A 24,154-nucleotide genomic window follows, 5' to 3' on the forward strand; every position below is an offset into this window, starting at 1 on the left:
AAGTAAGTGTTACTTACCAAATACGTACACGCTCATCTTCAGGAAGGTATAACGCATCGCTTGGTTTTACATCAAACGCTTTGTACCATGCATCATGGTTACGCGGCGCTTGTGCTCTAAAGCGACCTGGGGCATGTGTGCCACCACGCAGTTGGTTAAGCATGCTTTGCTCAGTACGTTTTTCTTTCCATACTTGTGCCCACGCAAGGAAGAAACGCTGATCGCCAGTAACGCCGTCAATAACAGGCGCTTCTTTACCATTTAAACTGAGCTTGTACGCGTGATAAGCCATTGATAGCCCACCTACATCACCAATGTTTTCGCCAAGGCTATTTCGACCATTAACAAAATTACCTTCGATTGGCTCGTATTTACTGTACTGCGCAGCCAGTTGATCGGCTTTTTTGTCAAATGCAGCGCGGTCAGCATCAGTCCACCAGTTACGTTGCACACCGTTTTCGTCAGATTTTGAACCTTGATCGTCAAACCCATGACCCATTTCATGACCAATTACAGCGCCAATACCGCCATAGTTTACAGCCGGATCGGCATTTGGATCGAAAAACGGCGGTTGTAATATCGCAGCCGGAAATACAATTTCATTAAACGAGCTATTGTAGTAAGCGTTTACGCGTTGTGGCGTCATGCCCCAGCGGTTACGGTCTGTTTTTTGTAGCTCTTTTTCAACACTTTCTGCATGAAAAAATTCACGCATGTTTTTCACATTACCGATTAAATCGTTTTTAGTAATGCTTAAACCTTCATAAGACTGCCATACATTGGGGTAACCAATTTTTGGTACAAATGCAGCCAGTTTAGCGCGCGCATTTACTTTAGTTTCATCGCCCATCCATTCTAGGTTATCAATACGTTCACCAAGGGCTGTACGAAGGTTTTCAACTAGCTCTGACATTTGTTGTTTTGATGACTCAGGAAAGTAACGTGCTACGTATATTTTACCAATAGCAAAACCAAGCGAACTTGTACCCGACATTTCACTGATTGCACGCTTCCAACGAGGGCGAGGCTCTTGTTGTCCGCTTAGTTCTTTACCAAAAAAAGCAAAGTTAGTATTAAATACGTCTTCTGATAGTAAACCTGCGTTACCGCTAATAGCGTGATACGTTAGGTAGTCTTTCCATACTGCAATATCTTCTTGATTGATTAGCTCAATCATCGCTTTTATTGGCTCAGGCTGAGATACATTTAACTGAGGTACTTTATAACCTGTTTGCGCAAAGTATAAATCCCAGTTAAAACCAGGATAAGCAGTGCTTAAATCGGCGCGTTCAATTTGGTTTAGCGTTAAATCGCGATTACGGCGCTTTTCACGAGGCCAATGACCTTGTGCAATTTTGGTTTCAAGATCAACAATTGCTTGAGCGCGCTCAGCGGTATTTTCTACTCCTGCAAACTCAAGCATGTCAGCAATGTGGGCAACATAAGCTGTACGGGTTTTAACAAAGCGCTCAGCGTCCTCAAGGTAGTAAGAGCGATCTGGTAAGCCTAACCCACCCGCACCTAGTGACATTTCATATTTGTTAGGGTCTAATCGATTAAACCACATGCCGCCGCCAAAAGGGGCTTTATTACCGGTTAACCAAGATTTACCAAACATTTCAGCTAAATCGTCGGTTGACGCTATATCACTAATTTCACTTAACAATGGCTTGATTGGCGCTACACCTAGTTTATTAAGTGTTTCGGTATCCATATAGGCATTGTAAAAATCAGCAACGAGTTTTTCTTCTGCGTTTAAATCTTTACGTGCGGCTATTTCTTCAATAATAGCTTTAACATCGTCTTCGCTTCGCTCAGCTAATCCAGAAAATGCACCATAGCGGGTTTTATCTGCAGGCATTTCGTAGTTGTCATACCACGTGCCGCTGGCATACATAAAAAAGTCATCGCCTGGTTTCACTGCTTCGTTACGAGCTGTTAGATCAACACCAAAACTACCTAACTCTGCTTTTTCTGTCACTGCTGCAGTGACTACTTTAGGTTGTTGCTCGTGTGTTTTTGTTGTTTGCGGCTCTGAACAACCGGTAATAAATGTGGCAGCTAATGCTGCGGCAATTAAACTCTTTTTCATTACTTACTCCTGAGTATCACTGATTTAATTAAAGCAGCAGTGAATTATTTTTATTGTTACGAATATTTAACTTATCGATTGTTATTGATATTAATCAGACAAACAAATCTTTTGAGGTGAATCACCACAGTGCTCGATAAAACTAATATAGGAGAAAAGAGAAAGGCTAATAGGTTCTATAAACGCTTTATTTAGCTCGAATACTTGAAGGTATCCGAGCTAAGAGGGGTCACACACTATTTATTTTTTATGCTGTAGTTCCCACATACGGGCGTATTCTCCGGCGAGTGTAAGTAATTCATCGTGCTTACCTTGCTCAATAATTTGTCCGGCTTTGAGCACAATAATGGTGTCTGCATCGGTAATAGTAGATAACCGATGAGCAATAACAATACTCGTATGGTTACTGGCAACTTCACGCATTGCTGCGAGAATTGCTTGCTCAGAATGAGAGTCGAGTGCAGATGTTGCTTCATCAAAAATTAAAATAGGGGATTTTTTCAAAATAGCGCGGGCAATGGCAATACGCTGTTTTTCGCCGCCTGATACTTTTAAACCGCGCTCGCCAACCAGTGTTTTATCGCCTTTATCAAGTGTGCCTATAAAGTCTTTTAAATGGGCCATAGCAATGGCTTCGTCAATTTCAGCATCGCTTGCTGATGGTCTGCCGTAAGCGATATTTTCACGAATGGTGGTGTTAAACAGCACGGTGTCTTGCGGGACTATTGCAATAGCTTTTCGTAAACTATTAAGTGTAACTGAGTTTATTGCTTGATTATCAATACTGATTTCACCGGCGCTTACATCATAAAAACGATAAAGCAGTCGCGCCAATGAGCTTTTACCAGCCCCACTGGCACCAACAATAGCTACTTTGCTGCCTGCTTTAACACTAAAGCTAAGATTATTAAGAATAGGGCGATGCGCATCGTAACTAAAACTTACATTATTAAATGTTATTTCACCTTGGCTAATATTGAGCTCTTTAGCATTAAGTGCATCGGTTATTTGTGGTTTTTTGTTAAGTAGCCCAAGCATGTTTTCAAGGTCGGTTAGCGCGCGTCTTATTTCGCGGTACACAAAGCCTAAAAAGTTAAGCGGTAAAAACAATTGAATCATATACGCGTTGATCATCACTAGTTCACCAATAGAAAGCGTACCTGCAACTACCTCGGTTGAGCCCAACCACATTAACGCGGTAATAGCACAGGCAATAATAAGTGCTTGGCCTGAGTTGAGGGCGAGCAACGACATTCTATTTTTTAAACGGGCTTTTTCCCAGTTTGCTAAAAAGGTGTCGTACGTTTTGGCTTCAAACTGCTCATTATTAAAATATTTTACAGTTTCATAATTAAGCAGGCTGTCTATTGCGCGGGTATTACTTTTATTGTCGGCAGCATTTGCTTCTCTAATAAAGCGGTTTCGCCACTGAGTAACCACCACAGTAAAGGTAATATAAATAGCAACTGCCAGTAATGTAATCAGCGCAAACCAAACAGAAAACAACGTGCCAAAAATAATCGCAACGGTCAGTATTTCAAACAAAGTAGGCACAATGTTAAACATTAAAAAGCGCATTAAAAAACTTAACCCACTAGTACCGCGTTCTATATCGCGGCTAATACCGCCAGTTTGCCTATCTAAATGAAAAGCCAGCTCAAGTGAGTGCAAATGCTTAAATACTTTTAAACCAATATCACGCATAGCGTGCTCGGTTACGCGAGAAAATACAGCATCTCTTATCTCACCTAAAAATACGCTAGCAAAACGCAGTGCACCGTACATCAATAACAATAAAGCGGGGATAACTAACAGTGGGTTAATCGACTTATCTACCGAGTCTATAATTTCTTTAAGTGCCCACGGCATTAACAAAGTGGCACCTTTTGCGCCTATAAGCGCCATAAGTGCAATAAAAACACGGCCTTTAAATTTTGTAAGGTAGGGCCACAGTGTTTTTACACTTTGGCGTAAATTCATGGCGTCGGGGCGTTTTTCTGTGCTTTGTCTGGGGCGCATTAGTGATCTCTGTTAAAACTAAATACTTAATTAATAAGCATTGTATTTTAAATGCTTGCCCTTATATACTACGCATCCCTTATTTTAGTTTTAAAACGTGAATGTTTAAATTTAGAGTGTTTTTAACTGCCTTTTTGCTACTTGCTGCACTTTTTAGTGTGCAGAGCAATGCTATGGGCGCCTCACAAAATTTAAATATTACTGTTAGTACGCAGGTTTCGCTTACTGATATTGCCGATTTAACTAAAATACAGCCTATTAGTAAGTCTGTAGATACTGCGCAGCATAAAAAAACGCATCAAACCGATTTTGACGCGCACCAACCAAGGTTAACTGCCAATAATTCATCATTGTTTTTGCACACTGTTCAAAGTGAGCCAGAATACGATGTGGTTTTTGAATTTTTTGCTCAAAATCTTGTTAGGCATATATTCTTACGACCAAGAGCGATTAATCCTATACAGCCTTGGTATACGCTTGTAACTAATAGTAAAAAGTCGCGCTTGAGTGGCTGGAAAGACGTTAATTTACTCTACAGAGCTGTAACTACCTACCACGCTTAATTTTCCTTATTTAATTTTATTAGGTTTTAACTTTTAAAGTTTTAGCCTGCAGATTAATTGTGCTTTTAAAAAGTACGTTGCTAGCTTTGCTGGCAATAAGGATTCAACATGTTAAGTTTTAAAAAAGACAAAAAACCGTCTACGGCTAAGTTCAAATTAAGCTATATAGCCATGCTAATAGTATTGGTTTTATTAGCTATCAGCGCATTACCAAATTTATACCCAAATAAATCGTGGTTGCACATTAGTGCTGCTCCGCACAGTGAAACGCAATCTTTACCGAGCACTAAAACGCTAGTTACTTTTTTAAATAACCAAGGGTTAGAGGTTGAGCAGGGTTTAGATAAGCAATCAACTATTAATGTACTTTTAAACGAGCCAACTAAAAGCGCTCAGGCACAAGCGGCTATAAAAGCGCAATACCCAAACACGCAAGTTAAAATTGTTGAGCATGCAACCAGCCCTACATGGTTACAAAATTTTGGTTTATCACCAATAAAGCTGGGCCTTGATTTAAATGGCGGTGTGCTATTTGTATTAGACGTAGATTTAGATAAAGCCGTTGATGAGCAGTTAGTCAGTGCGTATCAACAAGCTAAATCAATCATTATTAAGCAAAAAGCACATGGCGTAAAAGCGCAGCAAACTCAGCACGGGTTTGAAATAAACGCATTGCCTAATGCAACAGACAAGTTAACCCCCGTTATTGAAGAGCTACAAAGCCGGTTTGCTAATTTAGCCGTTGTAACAAGCAATAACGGCAGCGTTAAAACTGCCAAATTTAGTTATTCGGAGCAAGGCCGCAGCAGCTTTGATAAAGAAGTAATGGGGCAAACACTCACAACCCTTCGTTCACGTATTGAAGAGTTAGGCATTACCGAAGCGGTAACACAGCGCCAAGGAAAGCACCGCATTCGTATAGAGCTACCAGGCGTGCAAGATCCAACCGAAGCAAAACGTATTATTGGTGCAACAGCATCGCTTGGTTTTTATCAATTAAAAGAAATTGGCGGGCAAACATTTAATATGCAATCGGGCGGAAAGATAAAGCTCGATCCTGTGCCAATTTTTACAGGCGATCATATTAATAATGCAAACATAGGCCGCGACGATTGGGGTAAACCATTGGTACAACTAAGCCTAGACGGCCAAGGCGGGGATGCAATGTCGGCGTTTTCAAAAGCCAATATTGGTAAGCCAATGGCGACGGTTTACTCTGAGTACTCTCAAAATGCTAAAGGCGAAGTAGTTAAAAAAAGCGAAGTTATTAACGTTGCCAATATTGCTCAGCATTTAAGTTCGCGTTTTAGTATTACCAATATGAAAAGCCAACAAGCGGCAGCCGATCTGGCATTATTACTACGTGCAGGCTCGCTTACAGCACCCGTTACAATTGTGCACGAACAAACAATAGGGCCAAGCCTCGGCAGCGAAAATATTAGTAATGGCTTAGCCGCGCTTATGTTAGGTATGGGTATTACCCTTGCATTTATGGCGCTTTGGTATCGTCGTTTAGGCCTTATTGCAAACGTGGCACTTATATTAAATTTAACGTCGCTTGTGGGCTTAATGTCATTATTACCAGGGGTTGTGTTAACGCTTCCGGGTATCGCTGGCCTGGTGCTAACCATAGGTATGGCGGTAGACACTAACGTAATAATATTTGAACGCATTAAAGAAGAACGCCGCCAAGGCCGTGCACCATATCAAGCTATTCAAGAGGGTTATAAACAAGCCGCAAATACAATATTTGATGCCAATATAACCACCATGATAACCGCACTTATCTTATACGGCATAGGCTATGGGCCCGTTAAAGGTTTTGCCATTACACTCGCACTGGGGCTTTTAACGTCTGTATTTACAGGTGTGTACGTATCAAAAATATTAAGCCAAACGTTGTATTTAAAAATGGGTAAAAAAGTAGGAGAAAAAGCACATGCTTAACACTTTTTTGAAAGGCGAGGCGGGCACACGTTTACGCTTTATGGGTATGCTTTTAAGTGCCATTTTAGTGCTGCTATCCGTATTTACGCTTACGCAAAAAGGTCTAAATTTTGGCCTAGATTTTACCGGCGGTTATTTAACTGAGTTTACAACCAGCCAAAGTGTTGAACTAAAAGAGCTTCAATCGTTTATTGCTAAAAATCACAACGGTGAGTTTGAGCTAACCGCGCAAGGTAATAGTCATTTTCAATTAAGAGAAGCGCCAAGTGCATCAACAACAGCTAATAGCCTTGATTGGCAAAGCGCTGTTACACAAAACGATGATATAAACGCACAGGTATTATCGTCAGCTTATATTGGCTCACAAGTGGGCGATGAGTTATTTGATCAAGGCTGTTTAGCAATGTTTGCTGCAATGATTGCGGTAATGATTTACCTTGCAGTGCGTTTTGAATGGCGATTAGCGGTAGGCTCTGTGGTTGCGCTAGTGCACGATTTAATACTTGTACTTGGGTTATTTTCACTATTACAAATTGAGTTTAACCTGACCGTGCTGGCCAGCTTACTGGCTATTATTGGTTACTCACTTAACGACTCAATAATAGTGGGGGATAGAGTGCGTGAGCTTTTACGTGTTCAATCAAATAATGTACTTAGCCCAGCGACTATTATTAATAATGCGATTAAAAGCACACTAACGCGCACCTTAATAACGTCGGGTACCACACTTGCGACGGTTGCGAGCGTTTGGTTACTTGCAGGCGCACCACTGCAAGGCTTTGCTATAGCATTATTTACCGGCATTGTAGTGGGTACGTTCTCGTCTATTTGTATAGCGGCAACCTTGCCAGAGCTATTGGGCTTAAGCGCTAAAAACTACGAAGTTAAAGTAGATGCCCACACGCAAACATTATTAGATATGCCATAAGGTTTTTAATAAAGCACAAGCAAAGAGCTGCACCAACCAACAGCTCTTTGCTTGTTTAATGCTAATTTAAGCCCCGCTAGTATTCCCACCAAACTTGCGGGGGTTTAAAACAATGGTTTTAAGCCTAGCAAAAATGTTAAACTAACTGCCTTATTTTTACTGCCAGTATTGTATTAATCCCCATGAATAAAACCCACGTTATCGAACATCTTCGTTTTGCGCTAGAAGCGCAGCTTACAACAGCAAAAGTAGCGGCAAAAACCGCGCACGACACCGCCACACATGAAGAAAACATAGCCGAAAACAAATACGATACCCTAGGGCTCGAAGCCGCTTATTTAGCACAAGGCCAAGCCCAGCGCGTAAACGATTGCTATAAAAGCATAGAATTGTTCGTACCTGCCTTTAATGAAAAACCAACCGACAAAATAGCTATCGGTTCGTTGGTGTGTTTAGAAGATGATAACGCAGCCCAAAAATGGTTTTATTTAGGCCCTGCAGCTGGTGGTTTAACAGTAAACGTTAAAAAGCACGCAATTGCTGTTGTAACACCCGGCGCACCAATGGGTAAGCAGTTACTAAATAAACAGATTGATGATGAAATTACGTTAACAATTGCAGGTAAAGCCCACGAATATGTAGTGGTAGAGATTTTATAAAGCTTTGGTTTTTAAGAGAGAAACGTTTACTGGCAGAGCCATACCAAAGTAATAAACGCTTTTTTATAAATTAATTGTCGGATGGCATGGCTTCGCCACTTATCCGACCTACGTCAATGCTTTAATACCTGACGTGGTGAATATGTAATCTTTAAATGTAGGTCGGATAAGCGAAGCGCCATCCGACAAAGGTAATTTTGTCTCATAACACTATTAAAAGTCGTTTTGGTGCAAAACAACAGAGCCTATTTTATAACATGGCTAATCATTTGTTTACATTGAAGTTATTTAGTGGAATTACTGGGCTAAGTAATACACGTCGTTTTGGGATGTTATAAAACCCCAAAGTGGTGTTCGGTAAGTTGCTAGTTCACTACATCAATTTAGGAGTTCATTTAAAGCACATGAATAATAATTTAGTCAAAGTTTGCTATACAGGTGAAACTGGTTCTAGCGATATAAGAACATTTCATAGAGATGATATTTTATATGTTTCTTTAAGAGACGTACTTATTACGTTAAATAAAGAAAATCGTGAAATTAATGAAAATCATGTCGCTAAATCTATGGTGAACGTGCTTAAAGGGCAATTGAATGCGCTTGATTCAGATGAATATATTATGGAACCAGTCATAGGTGGCAAGTATTCTGATGATGAAGAAATTTTTGTTACACAACCTGGGTTATATCGAGTTTTATCTAGTGATAAAACTATTGCAGGTAAAACTTTCCAAAGATGGTTGTTTCATGAGGTTGTACCTTCATTAACCAAATATGGTGAATACCCACCACCGTTAGTTTCTCAAGACTCTGATGTTAAAAGGCTAGCTACTACTCTTTTAATGGAAATTGAACAAAGAGAAGAGTTGGAACGTAAAACTCAGGAACAATTTAATACACATGAAAAAATGCTAAATCATCTTGGCAATAAATTACAAAATATAGAATCGAACAATCAACAAATTGATTTTATGTGTGTTATGGATTTTTGTAATTTACACGGAATTGACAAAACAGAGGAGCAGCTTGTTCTTGGGTGGTGTATAAAAATCTGTGCAGAAAAAGGAGAACCATCAAGAAGAGTCATAGTTAAATCGCAGGAAGTTCTTCAATTCCCTATGTATGTATTAGTTGCTGCAGCTAAAGAATTACAAATAGATAAATAATTAGGGGACACCCAGCCTAATTACCAACACGATAAACTATTACCTTTGTTCATAAATCTATTGTCGGATGGCATGGCTTTGCCATTTATCCGACCTACGCCAATGTTGTATATATCCTAAATTTACGCTTTATTTATCTAATAGGTATCTAATAATATAGTGGACATACAATGCAATATCGTCGGAATTATGTAAAAGGAGGGTCATATTTTTTTACTGTTAATTTGCTCGACCGTAATAAATCGTTGTTAGTTGAGCATATTGATTTATTAAGAGAGTCTATCCGCGTTGTTAAATTCCAAAGGCCATTTTATATAGATGCATGGGTTGTGCTACCCGATCACCTTCATGCGGTTTTAACCTTGCCAGACAACGATACGGATTATTCTGGGCGCTGGCGAGAAATTAAAAAGCGATTTTCAAAATCACTCCCAAAAACAGAGTTTTTAACTCAAACAAGAAAACGTAAAAATGAGCGAGGAATTTGGCAACGCCGTTTTTGGGAACATACCATCAGGGATGATAATGATTATTGGCACCATGTTAACTATGTTCATTTTAATCCGTTAAAGCATGGTCTAGTTAGTCGAATAGTTGATTGGCCTTATTCAAGTTTTCACAGAGCCGTAAAGCGAGGGATTTATACGAATAACTGGTGTGGCGAAAAGATATAAATTATTTGTAGGTCGGATAAGCGAAGCGCCATCCGACAAAGCCATAGCAACATAATACACTTTAGCTTTGTACAAAAGTTTGTTGTTGAATGAAATAACTTTGGCCTTTATTACGCGTCGGATGGCATGGCTTCGCCATTTATCCGACCTGCGAATTAGCTTTTTTCACAAATTTCGCTGTTACCATCATTTCGCCAATGCCTTCTACTTTACAATCAAGTTCGTGATCTTTTTTATCAAGCACTCTTCTAACGACCGCTTTGGTGCCAATTTTAATTACTTGCGAGCTGCCTTTAATTTTTAAATCTTTGGCTACGGTCACTTTATCGCCATCATTAAGTAAAGTGCCGTTGGCATCTTTTACTAAAATTGCGTCTTCATCATTTGTAGTATTTGGGTTCCACTCATGGGCGCACTCGGGGCAAATAAGCAGTTGTTGGTCTTCGTAAACATATTCACATTGGCATTTTGGGCAAGCAGGCAGCGACATTTTTAACTCTCATAAGGTGTTGTTTTGCGTATTTTAATCTGCATTATTAGTTAATCAATATTTTTCATCTTCACGCTAAAAATATCTCGTTTGTGCGTTTTTAAAAAAGGGCATATAAAGCACATGTCGCTTAAGCAATTTAAGCGCTAACTCGTACAGTAGGTACCTGTTAAAGCACCCATCATATTAAGTGATTCGCGCAATGCCCACTTAGTACGATGGGTGTTTCTATTTATAATGCTTAGTATTTTACTAAGCATGCTTTTTATATTTTGACTTAACTAGGAAAAGTCGTGTTTAAAACCTTAATTGTGGTTGATAACAACGAGCAAACTCTTGCTCAATCGTTCGAAAATGTAATTACGTTTAATACCTACTTACGTGATTACCCAAAACATAACGAACCAAAAACACGCATTATTAATCTGTGCGACTCAAGCCAATACTTGAGCAAAGGTTACTATTGCTCGTTACTTGCTGAGGCGCGCAAACACCAAGTTTTACCCAGTGTAAAAACCATTAATGCACTTCGTAGTGGCCAAGCTCCTATGTTAAATGTGGGCCAAATAGATGGCACACTTTATTTTGGTAATGCCCAAAACGATTTACAATCAAAAGCGGCAAAGTCGGTATTTAAACAATACCCAACGCCTATTTTATTTGTTGATGAGCAAGGCTTATTGCAACAAGGCTCGATGTCGTCTTTAAGCGAGCAGCAGTACAGCGAATTTGTAGCCAAGCTAGATAACTTTACTAAAACGCAGTGGCGTATTAGTTCTGTGCAACGTCGTTTTAGATGGGACATGGCAATACTTGTTGATCATAACGAAAAAGTACCACCGAGTGACAAAGACGCCATTGCACGTTTTATTAAAGCAGCGGCTAAACACGGTATTTATGCACAAGCATTAAGCTTTGACGAAATTGATAACATTGCCCAGTTTGATGCGTTATTTATTCGCCAAACTACAGCGATTGACCACCCAACGTATCGCCTTGCAAGCAAAGCGCAAAGCCTGGGTTTAGTGGTTATTGACGATGCTGAGTCTATTTTACGTTGTTGTAATAAAGTGTATTTACACGATGCATTTAATTATCAAAAAGTGCCAAGTTTAAAAACGGTTGTAGTGGCTGATCAAGCAAATGAAACGCTTGAGCAATTAGAAGAAGCGTTTACGTATCCGCTTGTTTTAAAAATGCCTGAAGGGTCGTTCTCAAAAGGTGTGTTTAAAGTTTCAAACCGTGATGAGCTTGCCGCTAAGCTTACAGAGCTGTTTGAATATAGCGCATTAGTGCTTGCACAAGAGTACATGTATACCGAATATGATTGGCGAGTGGGTGTGTTAAATGGCCGTGCAATTTATGCATGCCGCTATTTAATGGCGCGTAACCATTGGCAAATTTATAACCACGACGCTAAACGGTTTTTCTCTGGCGGCTTTGAAACTCTACCAACCTTTGAGTTACCAAAAGCGGTGTTAGATGCAGCATTAAAAGCATGTAAAACAGTGGGTAGGGGTTTATATGGCGTAGATGTTAAAGAGCATCAAGGCAAAGCATATGTACTTGAAGTAAACGACAACCCAAGTATTGATCACAAGGTAGAAGACGGCTATTTAGGCGACGAGCTATACATGATCATTATGGATGAGTTTAAACAACGCTTAGAAGCACGAGGCCGTGGGTAATAACATGAGCAACCTTGTTATTCGAAAGGCGCTTAGTAGTGATTTAAATGCACTGATTGACGTTGAAAACGCTTGCTTTAATAACGATAAATTAAGTCCGCGTAGTTTAAAACGCTGGCTTAGTGCAAAACACGGTATTTTACTCGTTGCCCAAAATGGCGAGCAAGTATGTGGATATGGATTAGTGTGGTGCCATAAAGGGACGCGTTTAGCGCGTTTATATTCGCTTGCTGTAAAACCTACAATGCAAGGTAAGGGCGTTGCAAAGACATTGCTTACTAGCCTTGAAAAAGAAACGTATGAGCGAGGGCGTATTTACCTTCGTTTAGAAGTGGCTGTAAATAACCAAGGTGCGATAGGGCTTTATAAAAGCTTAGGTTACAGAGTGTTTGGTCAATATAGCGATTATTACGATGACCACAGTGACGCACTACGAATGCAAAAAAACATTCGACAAACGAGTGAGTTAAAAGTGGCGCGTTTAACGCCGTGGTATCAGCAAACTACTGAGTTTACGTGCGGACCTGCTGCACTATTAATGGCAATGGGCGCACTTGAGCCAACAACTGAGCTTACCCAATCGCATGAGCTGGCACTTTGGCGTGAAGGTACCACCATTTTTATGACATCGGGTCATGGTGGTTGCCATCCGTTTGGTTTGGCACTTGGGGCTAATAAGCGTGGTTTTAAAAGCGAGGTAATGGTTAATACCACAGAGCCTTTGTTTTTAGATGGCGTACGTAACGAAAACAAAAAAGTGGTACTTGCCACCGTGCATCAACAATTTGTAGATGGTATTGCACAAGCAAATATACCGCTTACGTATAAAGATGTAGAGCTTGAGCATATTGAGCAGTGGTTAAGTAAAGGCTTTAGTGTGCTGTTATTAATTAGTACATACAGTTTTGATGGTAAAAAATCGCCACACTGGGTGTGTGTTACGCACCTTGATGAGCACTGCGTGTATGTTCACGATCCGTTTTGTGAGCCCGGTAACGATAAACAGCTCGCAATAGATTGCCAATATGTACCTATTGCACGAAGTGATTTTAGCAAAATGTCAGCGTTTGGTAGCCAACGTTTAAGAACGGCGGTGGCTATAGCTAATAAAATATAAGGTTAACAGTGACTTTTTTAGATTTAATTGATGTAGCCCCGTATTCATGGGCAGCTATTGGTACTGCGGCTTTTTGTGGTGCTATTATTGGAATAGAGCGCCAATTGCGCGGCAAGCCTGTAGGTATTCGTACATCAGCCCTAATAACGTTGGGTACGTATTTGTTTTTATCCACTGCGTTTAATTTACAAGGGGATGTAATAGATCATTCTCGTGTAGTTGGGCAAATAATTACAGGTATTGGCTTTTTAGGGGCAGGCGTTATGCTCGCAAAAGATGGTGCGGTAGTTGGCGTAACCTCTGCTGCAACCATTTGGGTGCTTGCATCAATAGGCGTGATGATAGCGACAGAAAACCTTGGGGCTGCAATAAAACTCTCGGTGCTGGTGGTCGGTATTTTATACGGTGTAGACGTACTTGAGGCTAAATTTAAAAGCTTAAGCAAAGGCGTACACACTAAAGTAAAAAACTATCAAAAGCGCTATTATCGAAAAGAATTTAACGAATCAGAACGCCACTAAAAGTGGCGTTTATTAATTATAGCGTAATTGTTTGATATTGGATGGCATCTTCAATAGGAGCTGGGCGCCCAATAAAATAGCCTTGTACGTTATCAACGCCTAGTTTTCTTAGTGTGTTTAATTCATCTTGATTTTCTATACCCTCAGCTACAATTGAGCAATTAATAGCTTTGGCAAATCCGCATAGTGCTTTAGCTAATAAAAACTTTCTACTGTCTTTATTTATATTTTGAGTGAGGCTTATATCTAACTTAATGATATCTGCCTCTAATTCTAAAATATGTTGAAAAGACGAATAGCCAGCTCCAACATCATCTATAGCTAATCTTACGCCTTTGCTTCTTAATGGTTGAAGTGCAGTTCGCATCGCTTGGTAGTCTAAAATAGGTGAATGTTCAGTCACTTCTAAAATTATTCTATTACAATCGATGCTTTGTAATACTTTGTCTATTGAGCCTGATAAAATATGCTGAGGTGAAGTATTTATAGTGATATAAGCTTTTTCATCAAATTGATCTAAGCAATGTAATGTATTTTGTATAGCAAGTATTTCTAATGCTTCTCCTAAACCCAGTTTTTCAGCATCTTTAAACCAAATATCAGGTGTTTTATAGGGTTTAATAAAAAAGCGTGACAGAGATTCATAACCCGAAAGTTGGTTGGTTGATAAATTAAATATGGGCTGAAAATAAATCGTAATATCGTTTGTTTTTATAATATTTTCAATAAGCGACTTTGACTCATTATTTAAAATGTCAGACTGAACTTTTTTTTCGATTAACTCAGTAGCTATTTCAGAAATGAGCCTAAGAAATGACAAATCTTTGTCGTTCAGGGCATTGTCTAATACGGTTTTATAACAGCAAAAAGTTCCATAAACTTTTCCGGTGGATAAAATAATGGGTACACCAATATAAGAGCCAATATTTAGCTTTTCTGTGACTGGCATGTTGCGGGTTATTGGGTGCTCAAGAGTATTAGGGATTATTTGTTCTAGCTCGTTATCAGATATTTTTTTACAGTAAGTTTCGCAAATTGGATCTGAATTACCTACTGATACGCATGTATTTGTAGTTTGGTTATCTACCACTTTAAAAACGCGCTCAGTATTGGTGAATTTTGAAATAAACGCGACTTCCATACTTAAATGTTTTCGTACAAGTGAAAGTAACTTTAATAACTTTGATTCAATAGAAGCATCGCTTTGTGGATCAAAAAGGTGCTTACTAAGTTTATCTCTCATGCAGTTACCTTGGTATGGCGTAAATTATATTATTGATAAGAGTATAATTTATGTATAAAAAAATGCCAATTTAGAGTGTCGTCGCTGGTTAGCCAAACAACTTTCTCCTAACTACTTTTCTGTAGCCACTGGGTGTTTGGCTTAATACTTTTTTAAACACGCGGGTTAAATGCCCTTGGTCGTTATATCCAACTTCTAAAGCCACTTCTTGAATTGATAAATTTGATGATGCTAATAACTCTTTCGCACCTTCTACGCGTAATTGTTGCCAATACTCAATAGGGCTTTGGTTCGTTGCGGCTCTAAAGCGGCGGGTAAAAGTACGATAGCTTAAGCTAAATTGGGCAGCGACTTCTTGCAAGTTTAGCTCGGTGGCTAAATTCGTTTTTAGCCAAAATTGAATTTGCGCAATTAGCTCATCGGGGTGGCGGTCTACTGCACCTTCTAAATAGCGTTGATCTTCGTAGGGTTTGCGTATTTCGTGCGAAAAATTACGCTCTACATGCTGCGCGGCGGCTTTTGTGTAGTACTGGCTGATAATATGTACGATAACATCTGCAAGGGCATTAAGGCTTGCTACGGTATACATGCGCTCTGATTGGGTTATAAAAAAGTCGGGCTTTAAGCGCACCTGCGGGTAGTCATGGCTAAATTGTTTGGCGTAATGCCAATGGGTGGTAGCAGGGTGGCCATCAAGTAAGCCAGCCTCAGCTAATAAACAGTTGCCAGTACCGACACCAATTATATGGCTGCCTGCGCTAAAGCTTTCACTTAGCCAATCAACTATTTCCTGATTTGTTCGCACCACTGGGCGTGGGTTCCGCCAAATACCCGGCACTATAATCAAATCGCTGTAGGGCGCGTTAGTTGTTATGCAATCAGGATTTATAGCAAGGCCTGCACGGGTGGGTATAGATTCAGCACTTTTAGCCACTAAATTTATAGCAAGTGGCCTAAAGCTTTGCTTATCAAGATGCCCTTTAGCAAAGGCCTCGCCGGCTCTTAGCATTTCTATAGGCAGCGTTAAACTAGTCACTAATAAATGCGGATATACCGCTATAGCAATGTTTAGAGGTGGATTAGTGTGTTTATCAGTCATATAAATGCTCCGACCAGTACATTTTGGCCTTTTGTGCTGAATATTTGGCTATTAAAGCACAATGTGTGGTGCGTAATCCATTTAAACTGCCTCTTCTCCTCATAACACGTTTCTAAAAGGTAAATTATGACAGCATTACCCGTTATAGTAGGCATGGGTGGCATTAACGCCGCTGGCCGTACTTCTTTTCATCAAGGTTATCGCCGTATCGTGTTAGATAGTTTAAATGCTCAAGATCGCAGTGAAACATTTTTAGGCCTCGCCACACTGATGAATCTAGTAAGCGTTGTAAACGGCCAATTACAAGATACACAAGGTAATAATGTTGAGCAAAGCGACATAGAAGCACGCTTTGGTGAGCAAATTATTGCTGGTACACTTATTCGTAAAATTGAAAAAGAACACTTTGATGCCGACGCAACACCGTGGCAGCAAAAAATGACACTAACCGCATCAAGCGATAACGCAATTGTGTTTGAAACGCGTGCTCGCGACTTACCTGCACCTATTCCAGCTAGCTGGCAAGTTGAAGAGCTTGAAGGCAAAAAAGTTAAAGTAACTATTGCAGCCGACTTAGACGTAAAGCATGACTCAACACGCGATAACCCAATTAAATCTGCTGGGCAATTTCCGACTGGGTTTGATCCATCAGTTATGTATAACAGCCGCTATCAGCCTCGTGGTTTGCAAGCCACTATTTTTGCAGCTACAGATGCGATTAAATCAACAGGGCTTGATTGGCAGCATATTATGAATAGCGTAGAGCCAGATAAAATTGGTACCTATTCAGCATCGGTAATTGGCCAAATGGACGACAAAGGCCTAGGTGGTTTAGTAAAAGCGCGCCAACAAGGCGACCGTGTTAGCACTAAGCAGTTAGCACTGGGCTTAAATACAATGTCTACCGATTTTATTAATGCCTATGTTACGGGCAATGTAGGGACTACGTTTTCGACCTCGGGCGCATGTGCAACGTTTTTATATAATTTACGTGCAGCGGTTAATGACATACAAGCAGGGCGTACACGCGTTGCGGTTGTCGCAAGTGTTGAGTGTGCTATTACACCAGAAGTTGTAGAAGGCTTTGGTAACATGAGCGCACTTGCAAACGTTGAAGGTTTGCGCCGTTTAGATAACTTATCAAATGATGAAGAACCAGATTACCGTAATAGCAGCCGCCCATTTGGCGATAACTGTGGCTTTACATTAGGTGAGGGCGCGCAAGTTGCTATTTTAATGGATGATGCTTTAGCCCTTGAGTTGGGCGCTGATATTATGGGCAGCGTACCGGATGTGTTTGTAAATGCAGATGGCGTTAAAAAGTCGATTACATCACCTGGACCTGGTAACTATATTACAATGGCAAAATCAGCTGCACTTGCTAGCAGCTTATTAGGTAAAGAAGCACTGCAAGAACGTAGCTTTATTTTAGCTCATGGTTCTAGTACACCGCAAAACCGTGTAACAGAGTCTTTGATTTATCATAAAGTAGCGCAAACGTTTGCTATTGATAACTGGAAAGTAACAGCGCCAAAAGCGTATGTTGGCCATACTATTGCACCTGCAAGTGGTGACCAGTTAGCGATTGCGTTAGGCATATTTAGTCATAATATTATGCCGGGTATTACCACAATTGATAAAGTGGCTGATGATGTTTACAGCGACCATCTTGATATTCGTAATAGCCATTACGAATGCGCTGATATGGATATTGCTTTTATAAATTCAAAAGGCTTTGGTGGAAACAATGCAACAGCGACTGTACTTTCACCAAAAGTAACAATGCAAATGCTTGCTAAGCGCCATGGCGATGATGTTATGACTAGTTACACACAGAAAAATAGTGTGGTTAGCGCTTCGCAGAAAACGTATCAAACACAAGCAGATTTAGGCCAGTACGAGCTTATTTATCGCTTTGGCGACGGACTTATTGACGACAACGACATTGTAATAGACGAGCAAAGTATTCAGTTACCAGGCTTTGAAAAAGCAATTACGTTTAGCATAACAAACTCCTACCAAGATATGTTTTAAGCACACATACTTGTTAGCAAGGCGCTTTTTAAGCGCCTTTTTTAATGCCTAAAATATATGTAGCTATTAGATTATTTTTGTTACCCCCCAAATTTAGCTTATTAATTGAACTTATTTTTTGTGTTTATACTTGCTTTTATGTTGATCGTTTGTTTCTATTATATAAACACTATCTAGGATGGATAAAACCGATGAAAAAACTCATATTAGCGCTTTCTTTAACTTCTGCTTTTACTCAACTTCCTGCTTTTGCAGACGACTTTGTTCCTGCAGAAGTGATTAATAAAAACTACGATCAGCTCACTAATACTTCCTCGCGCGCTTCGAGGTTAGAGGGGATTAATTTAAGCAGTTACGTGGTCGATAAAAGCGGGCAGGTTAGTGATATAGAAATTGTAGCTACGGTCGGGCAAAAAAAGTACCAAAGAGAAGTAATGGATTACGTGTCTAAGCTCAACTACAAAAGTGCAAAATTAAATGGCGAGACTATACCTGTAGCAAAAACTATTACTGTAAGTTCGCAAAATTTACATGCTGGATTTTCAAATGATAAAGCGTCTCGCGGCTTTTTTAATGATTATGAACAAGCTAGTAAGTTAATCGATGAAAAGAAATACGATGAAGCTAAAAGCCGTATTAATGAGTTAGAAAACGAACATACGAAAAATACGGTTGAGATTGTTTTGCTTGCATGGCTTAAAAGCCAGCACAGTTATTTTGTACAAGACTGGAAGAGCTTTGAGCAGCACATCAACGAAGCGTTTTTATTTAGAGGTAACCTACCAGATCAAATTCAAAAGCGTGTGATAAAAAATGCATTACAATGGTTTATATCAAAACAAGATTATGTACGTGCCTATGACGCAATAGATGCGTTAGGCAATATTGAATCCATCACTTTTACACAGCAAAATAAGGAACAGTTATTAGCTCAAGTTAATGATATTTATAAAAGTTCTGGCGATATAAAACAACAAATAGAGCTATTGCCTAAGCAGGCGGTATTACCTTTATTGTCAAAAAGTGAAGTAGCGCTTGAAGCGCAAATGCCGCTAACTAAAGTTCAGTTACGCTGCGAGAACAAAGTAGTAAATTACGATACAAGCACAATTGATAAAATTGTAATTTCACAAAACGATGTGCGTTGTGGGTTATTAATTAAAAGCGCTCAAGCACAAACCGTAACGCTAAAGCAAAGTGGTGATAGCTTTTTATAAGTTTTACGTATTGGTTAATGATATAAAACCCCGCAAATATTATGCGGGGTTTGTGTTTTTACTTATATATATTTAGCAATTAAGCTATGTTTGTGGCTTCGTTTCCAAACAATGTATCGCTTAGCGAGTAGGGTTGTTAGCCCTATTACAACGGCTATAAATAAAAGTGTTGCTGTGTAACTCATGCCATAACCTTCAGGCAAACCAACGAGCGTATCTGCGTAGGTCATATCGCTAAAATTAAAGCCAAGAATAGGTATAAGTAACCAAGCAATAGCATGTAATAAATACAAATGCACAAGGTATGAAAACATACTTGTTTTACCCAGTACTTGTAAAAAGTTATGCGAAAAATCGGTTTTTAAACCACTTAATGCCTTTAAAGAAATAAGCCCAAGGCCAACAGTAAGTAACATAAACTGCAGCGAAAGCGGATACTTTGTTGGGTTTAGAAACGACATAACAGTGAGTAATGAGTTTGTATGTATAGCAAACTGTGACATGTCACCGTATAAGTTAAACCCACGTAAAATGCCATAAAGCGCAAGGCAAGTAACCCCTAATAACAATGCGTGATTCATCACTTTTTTACTGTATTGTTGCGCTTTGTAATAAACACCAGCGCAATATGCCAATGCCATTAAGCCAACAATAGGGGCAACTGGGTAGGTTGTTCTAATTTGAAAATCAAAAGGGAGATCAAGTACATTTTTTTGATGTGCAATAGACCAAGCAGTATGTGCAAATGTATTAGGCTCAAAGCTTGTTCCATCAAATAAATTATGCCCAAACACGAGTAATAAGCCTGCTACAAAAATGGCATAAATGCCCAGGAAACGCAGCAGTCCTAAAATAACAAAGCCCCAGCCGATAGCCCAAATAACTTGTGCGTATAGCATTGGGTATAGTGGGTTAAAGCTCCAAGACCACGAAACAATAGTAAATTCAAACAAAATTAGCACTAAACCACGAATAATCAAGCTTTGTGAAAATGCTTTAGTGGATACATATTTATGCTCTGTTATAGCCGCAGATAGACCTGCTAAGAATACGAAGAGTGGTGCGCAAAAGTGAGAAACAAAACGCGTAAAAAAGGTAACGGGATCAGTCCCTGGAATAGTCATCGGATCGGTAACTGAGTAATTAAGGCAATAATACATACCATGGTCAATAACCATAAATATAATTATAATGCCCCGTAATATATCAATATGATGTAAGCGGTTATCGGTTGAAGGTAGCGGCATAAGAGAGCTATATAGAGTGATTTAAAACTGTATTTATTATATGTTATATTGTATCAAATTGAAATCGTGTATTTATATTTTACCAGTGATTATACACACGTAATACGACCAATATTTGCTCGCATTACTTGTAATAATACAGCCAATTATCACTTAAACTTTTTTACATACCTTAGCGTTATAAAATTAATAATGGCAAGCAAAATGGCTATTTCGTAACGGCTATAGGCCACAGCTATACCAATTAAGCCCATATTCCAAATACTGGCTGCGGTTGCTGTACCGGAGGTTGATTTGTTATTTTTCAAAATTGCGCCACCGCCAATAAAACCAATGCCAGTAATGATGCCTTGCAACATTTTAGATTGAGCTTCTGCGCCATCTAAAACCGACATCGCTATTAATGCATACCCACACGATGCAACAGCAACAAGAGGAAAGGTACGAAGGCCTGCACCATCATGGCTACGCTCTCTGTCGTAAGCCATAGGTAGCGCAAGTAGGTAGGCAATACCTAAATGTATTAAGTTATCGATGATTTCATTCCACTGTAAATCAATTTCCATTATTGAGCCTATGCGGGTTAATTTTGTTAATAATAAGCAAACAGTGGGCCATTGCATAAATAACTAATAATCAATGGTTTATTGTAGGAAGCTGAGTTTAATAAAAATTATTGAGGAAACTTTTACATGTTTTTATTACTATTTTACGCGATAGTTAATTTGATCTGAGTTTTAAAGCCCCGTACTCTTTTATCATACCTAAAAGACACCTATGTGAACCTTTTGCCTTTAAATAAAACATTAATCACACCCACTAAACTTGAAAAAACAGCGTTACTATTTTGCGCTCGGTTATCTGTTTTTGCTTTTTTATTTCCTGAACTTCTCACAGAACACTTACAACCTACCATTAATAAAATTTTAGGTTATTTAGGGTCGCCATTTTTTATATTGCAGCTGGTGGGTGTTACAAGAAAGTTTATAAATGATTTTAGGTAGTAATACTTACATTTTTTTACAGAGTTACAATAAAAAACGTATACAATTTAGGTAATATTTTGTTAAGGATGAATGATGAAAACAATTATTGTACTTTTGTTTTTTTATTGCCTTTCTGGCTGTACAGTTGCGGGCGCTATTATTGATGGGCAAGCACAATCTCAGGCGCGTAATGATAAAAATAGTATTAGCCCGGCGCAGTCAACACCTTATAAAAACCCACTAGAGCCAGTACCTACAGATAAAAACGGATTTAACTTTACTGATATGGGATTAAAGATAGATTCGGCTCTTGTTAGCCTAGTTAAAGGGGAAAGCACTACTACGCAAGTATGTAGGCAGGTCACTAAAAGTCTAAAAGAGTGTGTAGAGGTAGAAAAGTCATCTCTACACACTAATGAGTCTAAGCAGTTAAAAACTGATGATGAAATAATAAGTGTTGGTCAATAAAGCTGCTTATAAAAAAGTAGCTATGGTCGTAGCCTGCTTGCATTTCAAGTGTAAGCGGGTAGCCTTTTTTATCTGCAATAGCGACTAAGTTTTCTGGCTTAAGTTGTTCTTGTAAAAAACCATCGGCATCACCTTGACTCACTAACATAGGTAAGTAATTAGCTTGCTCTGCGTTTTTCATCAGCTCGCAGCTGTCGTATTGCTTCCAAAGCGCTTTATCATTTCCTAAATAACCAGTAAATGCTTTTACACCCCAAGGGCATTCAATCGGATTTACAATAGGGCTAAAAGCCGAGGCACTTACAAACGCAGTCGGGTTTTTAAGTGCAAACATTAATGCACCATGCCCGCCCATAGAGTGACCGCTAATTGCTTTTGTGCTTGTTACCGGAAAATGTTGTTCTATAAGTGCTGGTAACTCACTAACAATATAATCATACATATTAAAATGGGTGTTGTAAGGAGCTTGCGTAGCATTTACGTAAAAGCCAGCACCTTGAGCAAAGTCGTAGCTGTCTTCGTTGGGTACGTTTTCGCCGCGCGGGCTAGTGTCAGGCGCTACAATAGCAATACCCAGCTCGGCAGCTTTTTTAAATGCGCCGGCTTTTTGCATAAAATTTTCGTCTGTACAAGTTAAACCTGATAGCCAATAAAGTACCGGTACTTTGTTGGCTTCACTTGCACCAGGTGGTAAAAATACGGCAAAGCGCATAGTGCAATGTGTACTTTGCGAGCTGTGAGTATATTGTTTATGCCAACCGCCAGACACTTTTACACTTGAAATATTTTCTAACATACTTAATCCTTAAAGCCGTAAACTTAGAAGTATTACGGCTCATTATTAAACGTATTTAAGCAAATATTAGTAATGAATTACTGTACGAATGCTTTTACCTTCGTGCATTAAATCAAATGCTTCGTTAATATCTTCAAGGCCCATTGTATGGGTAATAAAGTCGTTAAGAGCAAATTCTCCAGCCATATAACGCTCTACTATTTCAGGTAGTTGTGAACGGCCCTTAACGCCACCAAACGCACTGCCACGCCATACACGCCCAGTTACCAGTTGAAACGGACGGGTTGATATTTCTTGGCCAGCACCGGCTACACCAATAATTACCGATTCGCCCCAGCCCTTATGACAACACTCAAGCGCTGAGCGCATAACATCAACATTACCAATACATTCAAACGAGTAGTCAACGCCGCCATCTGTCATTTCAACAATAACTTCTTGAATTGGCTTGTCGAAATCTTTTGGATTAATTAAATCAGTTGCACCAAGTTTTGTTGCTAAATCGAATTTAGTGGTGTTTATATCAACACCAATAATACGACCCGCACCAGCCATTTTTGCGCCAATAATGGCTGATAAACCAATACCGCCTAAGCCGAATATAGCAACAGTGTCGCCAGGCTTTACTTTAGCTGTGTTGGTAACTGCGCCCATGCCCGTTGTTACACCACAGCCTAGTAAGCAAATCTCTTCTAGTGATGCTTCTTTATTTACTTTAGCAAGTGAGATTTCTGGCAATACAGTGTACTCAGAGAACGTTGATGTACCCATGTAGTGATAAATTGGTTGGCCATCTTTAAAAAAGCGTGTAGTGCCGTCTGGCATTAGGCCTTTACCTTGTGTTTCGCGCACGGCTGAACACAGGTTAGTTTTACCTGAAGTACACATTTTACATACGCCACATTCTGCAGTGTATAAAGGAATAACATGATCCCCCACTTCAACACTCGTTACGCCTTCGCCAACTGCATAGACAACACCAGCTCCTTCGTGACCTAAAATAGCAGGAAATATGCCCTCAGGATCTTGTCCTGATAATGTAAATGCATCAGTATGACACACACCTGTAGCGGTAATTTTTACCATAACTTCGCCTTTTTTAGGCATCATCACATCAACTTCTTCAACACTAAGTGGTTGATTAGGACCCCAAGCAATGGCAGCTTTTGATTTAATAAATTCAGACATGTGTTTTATTTC

The 24,154-nt window shown here is 39.5% G+C and carries 21 protein-coding genes; 12 read left to right on the forward strand and 9 right to left on the reverse strand.

What is annotated here, in order from left to right; genetic code table 11:
• Window positions 1-13 precede the first annotated feature (13 nt).
• Together H5126_RS11565 and H5126_RS11570 are read right to left on the reverse strand one after the other, a co-directional pair.
• The gene (locus H5126_RS11565) at window positions 14-2,092 is read right to left on the reverse strand and encodes a M13 family metallopeptidase (protein ID WP_182720877.1); all 2,079 of its coding nucleotides are present in this window, start codon (window positions 2,090-2,092) and stop codon (window positions 14-16) included.
• Window positions 2,093-2,332: 240 nt separating this feature from the next.
• Entirely contained in the window at window positions 2,333-4,111 is a 1,779-nt protein-coding gene (locus H5126_RS11570) for an ABC transporter ATP-binding protein/permease (RefSeq protein ID WP_182715333.1), read from the reverse strand.
• A 101-nt stretch (window positions 4,112-4,212) separates the two neighbouring features.
• Here H5126_RS11570 and H5126_RS11575 point away from each other — a divergent pair, with 101 nt between their 5' ends.
• From H5126_RS11575 to H5126_RS11600, 6 genes are all read left to right on the forward strand, one after another.
• Window positions 4,213-4,674 carry a hypothetical protein gene (locus H5126_RS11575; RefSeq protein ID WP_182694981.1) on the forward strand — a complete coding sequence of 154 codons (462 nt, stop codon included), beginning with the start codon at window positions 4,213-4,215 and terminating at the stop codon, window positions 4,672-4,674.
• A 108-nt stretch (window positions 4,675-4,782) separates the two neighbouring features.
• A complete protein-coding gene (gene secD / locus H5126_RS11580; RefSeq protein WP_182715334.1) occupies window positions 4,783-6,621 on the forward strand; it encodes a protein translocase subunit SecD in 1,839 nt (612 codons plus the stop codon).
• Window positions 6,614-7,549, forward strand: coding sequence for a protein translocase subunit SecF (gene secF, locus H5126_RS11585; RefSeq protein WP_182715335.1), 936 nt, complete (start codon window positions 6,614-6,616; stop codon window positions 7,547-7,549). Before secD ends, secF begins: the two co-directional genes overlap by 8 nt.
• A 182-nt stretch (window positions 7,550-7,731) precedes the next feature.
• A complete protein-coding gene (locus H5126_RS11590) occupies window positions 7,732-8,208 on the forward strand; it encodes a GreA/GreB family elongation factor (protein WP_182720876.1) in 477 nt (158 codons plus the stop codon).
• A 404-nt stretch (window positions 8,209-8,612) separates the two neighbouring features.
• Window positions 8,613-9,374 carry a BRO family protein gene (locus H5126_RS11595; RefSeq protein WP_182715336.1) on the forward strand — a complete coding sequence of 254 codons (762 nt, stop codon included), beginning with the start codon at window positions 8,613-8,615 and terminating at the stop codon, window positions 9,372-9,374.
• A gap of 170 nt (window positions 9,375-9,544) precedes the next feature.
• Window positions 9,545-10,048: an REP-associated tyrosine transposase gene (locus tag H5126_RS11600; RefSeq protein ID WP_182715337.1), complete on the forward strand. Its 504-nt coding sequence runs from the start codon at window positions 9,545-9,547 to the stop codon at window positions 10,046-10,048.
• 139 nt (window positions 10,049-10,187) lie between these two features.
• On the opposite strand, the gene H5126_RS11605 is transcribed toward H5126_RS11600, so the two are convergent.
• On the reverse strand, window positions 10,188-10,538 hold the full coding sequence (locus H5126_RS11605) for a zinc ribbon domain-containing protein YjdM (RefSeq protein ID WP_182715338.1): 351 nt from the start codon (window positions 10,536-10,538) through the stop codon (window positions 10,188-10,190).
• 293 nt (window positions 10,539-10,831) lie between these two features.
• Here H5126_RS11605 and H5126_RS11610 point away from each other — a divergent pair, with 293 nt between their 5' ends.
• Genes H5126_RS11610 through H5126_RS11620 form a run of 3 tightly spaced genes read left to right on the forward strand, consistent with a single transcriptional unit; the run spans window position 10,832 to window position 13,864 of the window.
• Window positions 10,832-12,226: a RimK family protein gene (locus H5126_RS11610; RefSeq protein ID WP_024605990.1), complete on the forward strand. Its 1,395-nt coding sequence runs from the start codon at window positions 10,832-10,834 to the stop codon at window positions 12,224-12,226.
• 4 nt (window positions 12,227-12,230) lie between these two features.
• Window positions 12,231-13,343: a GNAT family N-acetyltransferase/peptidase C39 family protein gene (locus tag H5126_RS11615; RefSeq protein ID WP_182715339.1), complete on the forward strand. Its 1,113-nt coding sequence runs from the start codon at window positions 12,231-12,233 to the stop codon at window positions 13,341-13,343.
• An 8-nt stretch (window positions 13,344-13,351) separates the two neighbouring features.
• Window positions 13,352-13,864, forward strand: coding sequence for an MgtC/SapB family protein (locus H5126_RS11620; RefSeq protein WP_002960746.1), 513 nt, complete (start codon window positions 13,352-13,354; stop codon window positions 13,862-13,864).
• Window positions 13,865-13,880: 16 nt separating this feature from the next.
• On the opposite strand, the gene H5126_RS11625 is transcribed toward H5126_RS11620, so the two are convergent.
• Together H5126_RS11625 and H5126_RS11630 are read right to left on the reverse strand one after the other, a co-directional pair.
• Entirely contained in the window at window positions 13,881-15,107 is a 1,227-nt protein-coding gene (locus tag H5126_RS11625) for an EAL domain-containing protein (RefSeq protein ID WP_182720875.1), read from the reverse strand.
• Between the two features lie 88 nt (window positions 15,108-15,195).
• Entirely contained in the window at window positions 15,196-16,206 is a 1,011-nt protein-coding gene (locus tag H5126_RS11630; RefSeq protein ID WP_138488986.1) for a GlxA family transcriptional regulator, read from the reverse strand.
• Between the two features lie 126 nt (window positions 16,207-16,332).
• Between H5126_RS11630 and H5126_RS11635 the strand changes: the two genes are divergently transcribed.
• Together H5126_RS11635 and H5126_RS11640 are read left to right on the forward strand one after the other, a co-directional pair.
• Window positions 16,333-18,240, forward strand: a complete 1,908-nt coding sequence (locus H5126_RS11635) for a beta-ketoacyl synthase (RefSeq protein ID WP_182720874.1) — start codon at window positions 16,333-16,335, stop codon at window positions 18,238-18,240.
• Window positions 18,241-18,431: 191 nt separating this feature from the next.
• Window positions 18,432-19,457 carry an energy transducer TonB gene (locus tag H5126_RS11640; RefSeq protein ID WP_182720873.1) on the forward strand — a complete coding sequence of 342 codons (1,026 nt, stop codon included), beginning with the start codon at window positions 18,432-18,434 and terminating at the stop codon, window positions 19,455-19,457.
• Between the two features lie 62 nt (window positions 19,458-19,519).
• Here the strand turns inward: H5126_RS11640 and H5126_RS11645 are convergent, their stop codons facing one another.
• Together H5126_RS11645 and H5126_RS11650 are read right to left on the reverse strand one after the other, a co-directional pair.
• Window positions 19,520-20,704 carry a DUF1624 domain-containing protein gene (locus H5126_RS11645; RefSeq protein ID WP_182715344.1) on the reverse strand — a complete coding sequence of 395 codons (1,185 nt, stop codon included), beginning with the start codon at window positions 20,702-20,704 and terminating at the stop codon, window positions 19,520-19,522.
• A 149-nt stretch (window positions 20,705-20,853) separates the two neighbouring features.
• Window positions 20,854-21,270, reverse strand: a complete 417-nt coding sequence (locus tag H5126_RS11650; protein WP_002960738.1) for an MgtC/SapB family protein — start codon at window positions 21,268-21,270, stop codon at window positions 20,854-20,856.
• Between the two features lie 513 nt (window positions 21,271-21,783).
• Between H5126_RS11650 and H5126_RS11655 the strand changes: the two genes are divergently transcribed.
• Window positions 21,784-22,158, forward strand: coding sequence for a hypothetical protein (locus H5126_RS11655; protein ID WP_008134020.1), 375 nt, complete (start codon window positions 21,784-21,786; stop codon window positions 22,156-22,158).
• On the opposite strand, the gene fghA is transcribed toward H5126_RS11655, so the two are convergent.
• Together fghA and H5126_RS11665 are read right to left on the reverse strand one after the other, a co-directional pair.
• Complete coding sequence (fghA, locus tag H5126_RS11660) at window positions 22,112-22,954, reverse strand: S-formylglutathione hydrolase (RefSeq protein WP_182720872.1); 843 nt, start codon at window positions 22,952-22,954, stop codon at window positions 22,112-22,114. The genes H5126_RS11655 and fghA overlap by 47 nt on opposite strands.
• A gap of 66 nt (window positions 22,955-23,020) precedes the next feature.
• Window positions 23,021-24,142, reverse strand: a complete 1,122-nt coding sequence (locus tag H5126_RS11665; RefSeq protein ID WP_182720871.1) for an S-(hydroxymethyl)glutathione dehydrogenase/class III alcohol dehydrogenase — start codon at window positions 24,140-24,142, stop codon at window positions 23,021-23,023.
• Window positions 24,143-24,154 lie beyond the last annotated feature (12 nt).

The organism is Pseudoalteromonas sp. SG45-3 (genome assembly GCF_014164075.1).
In the GTDB taxonomy this organism is placed as follows: Bacteria; Pseudomonadota; Gammaproteobacteria; order Enterobacterales; family Alteromonadaceae; genus Pseudoalteromonas; species Pseudoalteromonas distincta.

What these genes read in the sequence shown, in the direction of transcription:
- H5126_RS11645 (WP_182715344.1), bottom strand. Translation starts at nt 20,704, where the DNA reads ATGCCGCTACCTTCAACCGATAACCGCTTACATCATATTGATATATTA.
- H5126_RS11640 (WP_182720873.1), top strand. Translation starts at nt 18,432, where the DNA reads ATGAAAAAACTCATATTAGCGCTTTCTTTAACTTCTGCTTTTACTCAA.
- H5126_RS11600 (WP_182715337.1), top strand. Translation starts at nt 9,545, where the DNA reads ATGCAATATCGTCGGAATTATGTAAAAGGAGGGTCATATTTTTTTACT.
- H5126_RS11605 (WP_182715338.1), bottom strand. Translation starts at nt 10,538, where the DNA reads ATGTCGCTGCCTGCTTGCCCAAAATGCCAATGTGAATATGTTTACGAA.
- secD (WP_182715334.1), top strand. Translation starts at nt 4,783, where the DNA reads ATGTTAAGTTTTAAAAAAGACAAAAAACCGTCTACGGCTAAGTTCAAA.
- H5126_RS11615 (WP_182715339.1), top strand. Translation starts at nt 12,231, where the DNA reads ATGAGCAACCTTGTTATTCGAAAGGCGCTTAGTAGTGATTTAAATGCA.
- secF (WP_182715335.1), top strand. Translation starts at nt 6,614, where the DNA reads ATGCTTAACACTTTTTTGAAAGGCGAGGCGGGCACACGTTTACGCTTT.
- H5126_RS11630 (WP_138488986.1), bottom strand. Translation starts at nt 16,206, where the DNA reads ATGACTGATAAACACACTAATCCACCTCTAAACATTGCTATAGCGGTA.
- H5126_RS11575 (WP_182694981.1), top strand. Translation starts at nt 4,213, where the DNA reads ATGTTTAAATTTAGAGTGTTTTTAACTGCCTTTTTGCTACTTGCTGCA.
- fghA (WP_182720872.1), bottom strand. Translation starts at nt 22,954, where the DNA reads ATGTTAGAAAATATTTCAAGTGTAAAAGTGTCTGGCGGTTGGCATAAA.
- H5126_RS11595 (WP_182715336.1), top strand. Translation starts at nt 8,613, where the DNA reads ATGAATAATAATTTAGTCAAAGTTTGCTATACAGGTGAAACTGGTTCT.
- H5126_RS11650 (WP_002960738.1), bottom strand. Translation starts at nt 21,270, where the DNA reads ATGGAAATTGATTTACAGTGGAATGAAATCATCGATAACTTAATACAT.
- H5126_RS11590 (WP_182720876.1), top strand. Translation starts at nt 7,732, where the DNA reads ATGAATAAAACCCACGTTATCGAACATCTTCGTTTTGCGCTAGAAGCG.
- H5126_RS11570 (WP_182715333.1), bottom strand. Translation starts at nt 4,111, where the DNA reads ATGCGCCCCAGACAAAGCACAGAAAAACGCCCCGACGCCATGAATTTA.
- H5126_RS11655 (WP_008134020.1), top strand. Translation starts at nt 21,784, where the DNA reads ATGAAAACAATTATTGTACTTTTGTTTTTTTATTGCCTTTCTGGCTGT.
- H5126_RS11635 (WP_182720874.1), top strand. Translation starts at nt 16,333, where the DNA reads ATGACAGCATTACCCGTTATAGTAGGCATGGGTGGCATTAACGCCGCT.
- H5126_RS11625 (WP_182720875.1), bottom strand. Translation starts at nt 15,107, where the DNA reads ATGAGAGATAAACTTAGTAAGCACCTTTTTGATCCACAAAGCGATGCT.
- H5126_RS11565 (WP_182720877.1), bottom strand. Translation starts at nt 2,092, where the DNA reads ATGAAAAAGAGTTTAATTGCCGCAGCATTAGCTGCCACATTTATTACC.
- H5126_RS11665 (WP_182720871.1), bottom strand. Translation starts at nt 24,142, where the DNA reads ATGTCTGAATTTATTAAATCAAAAGCTGCCATTGCTTGGGGTCCTAAT.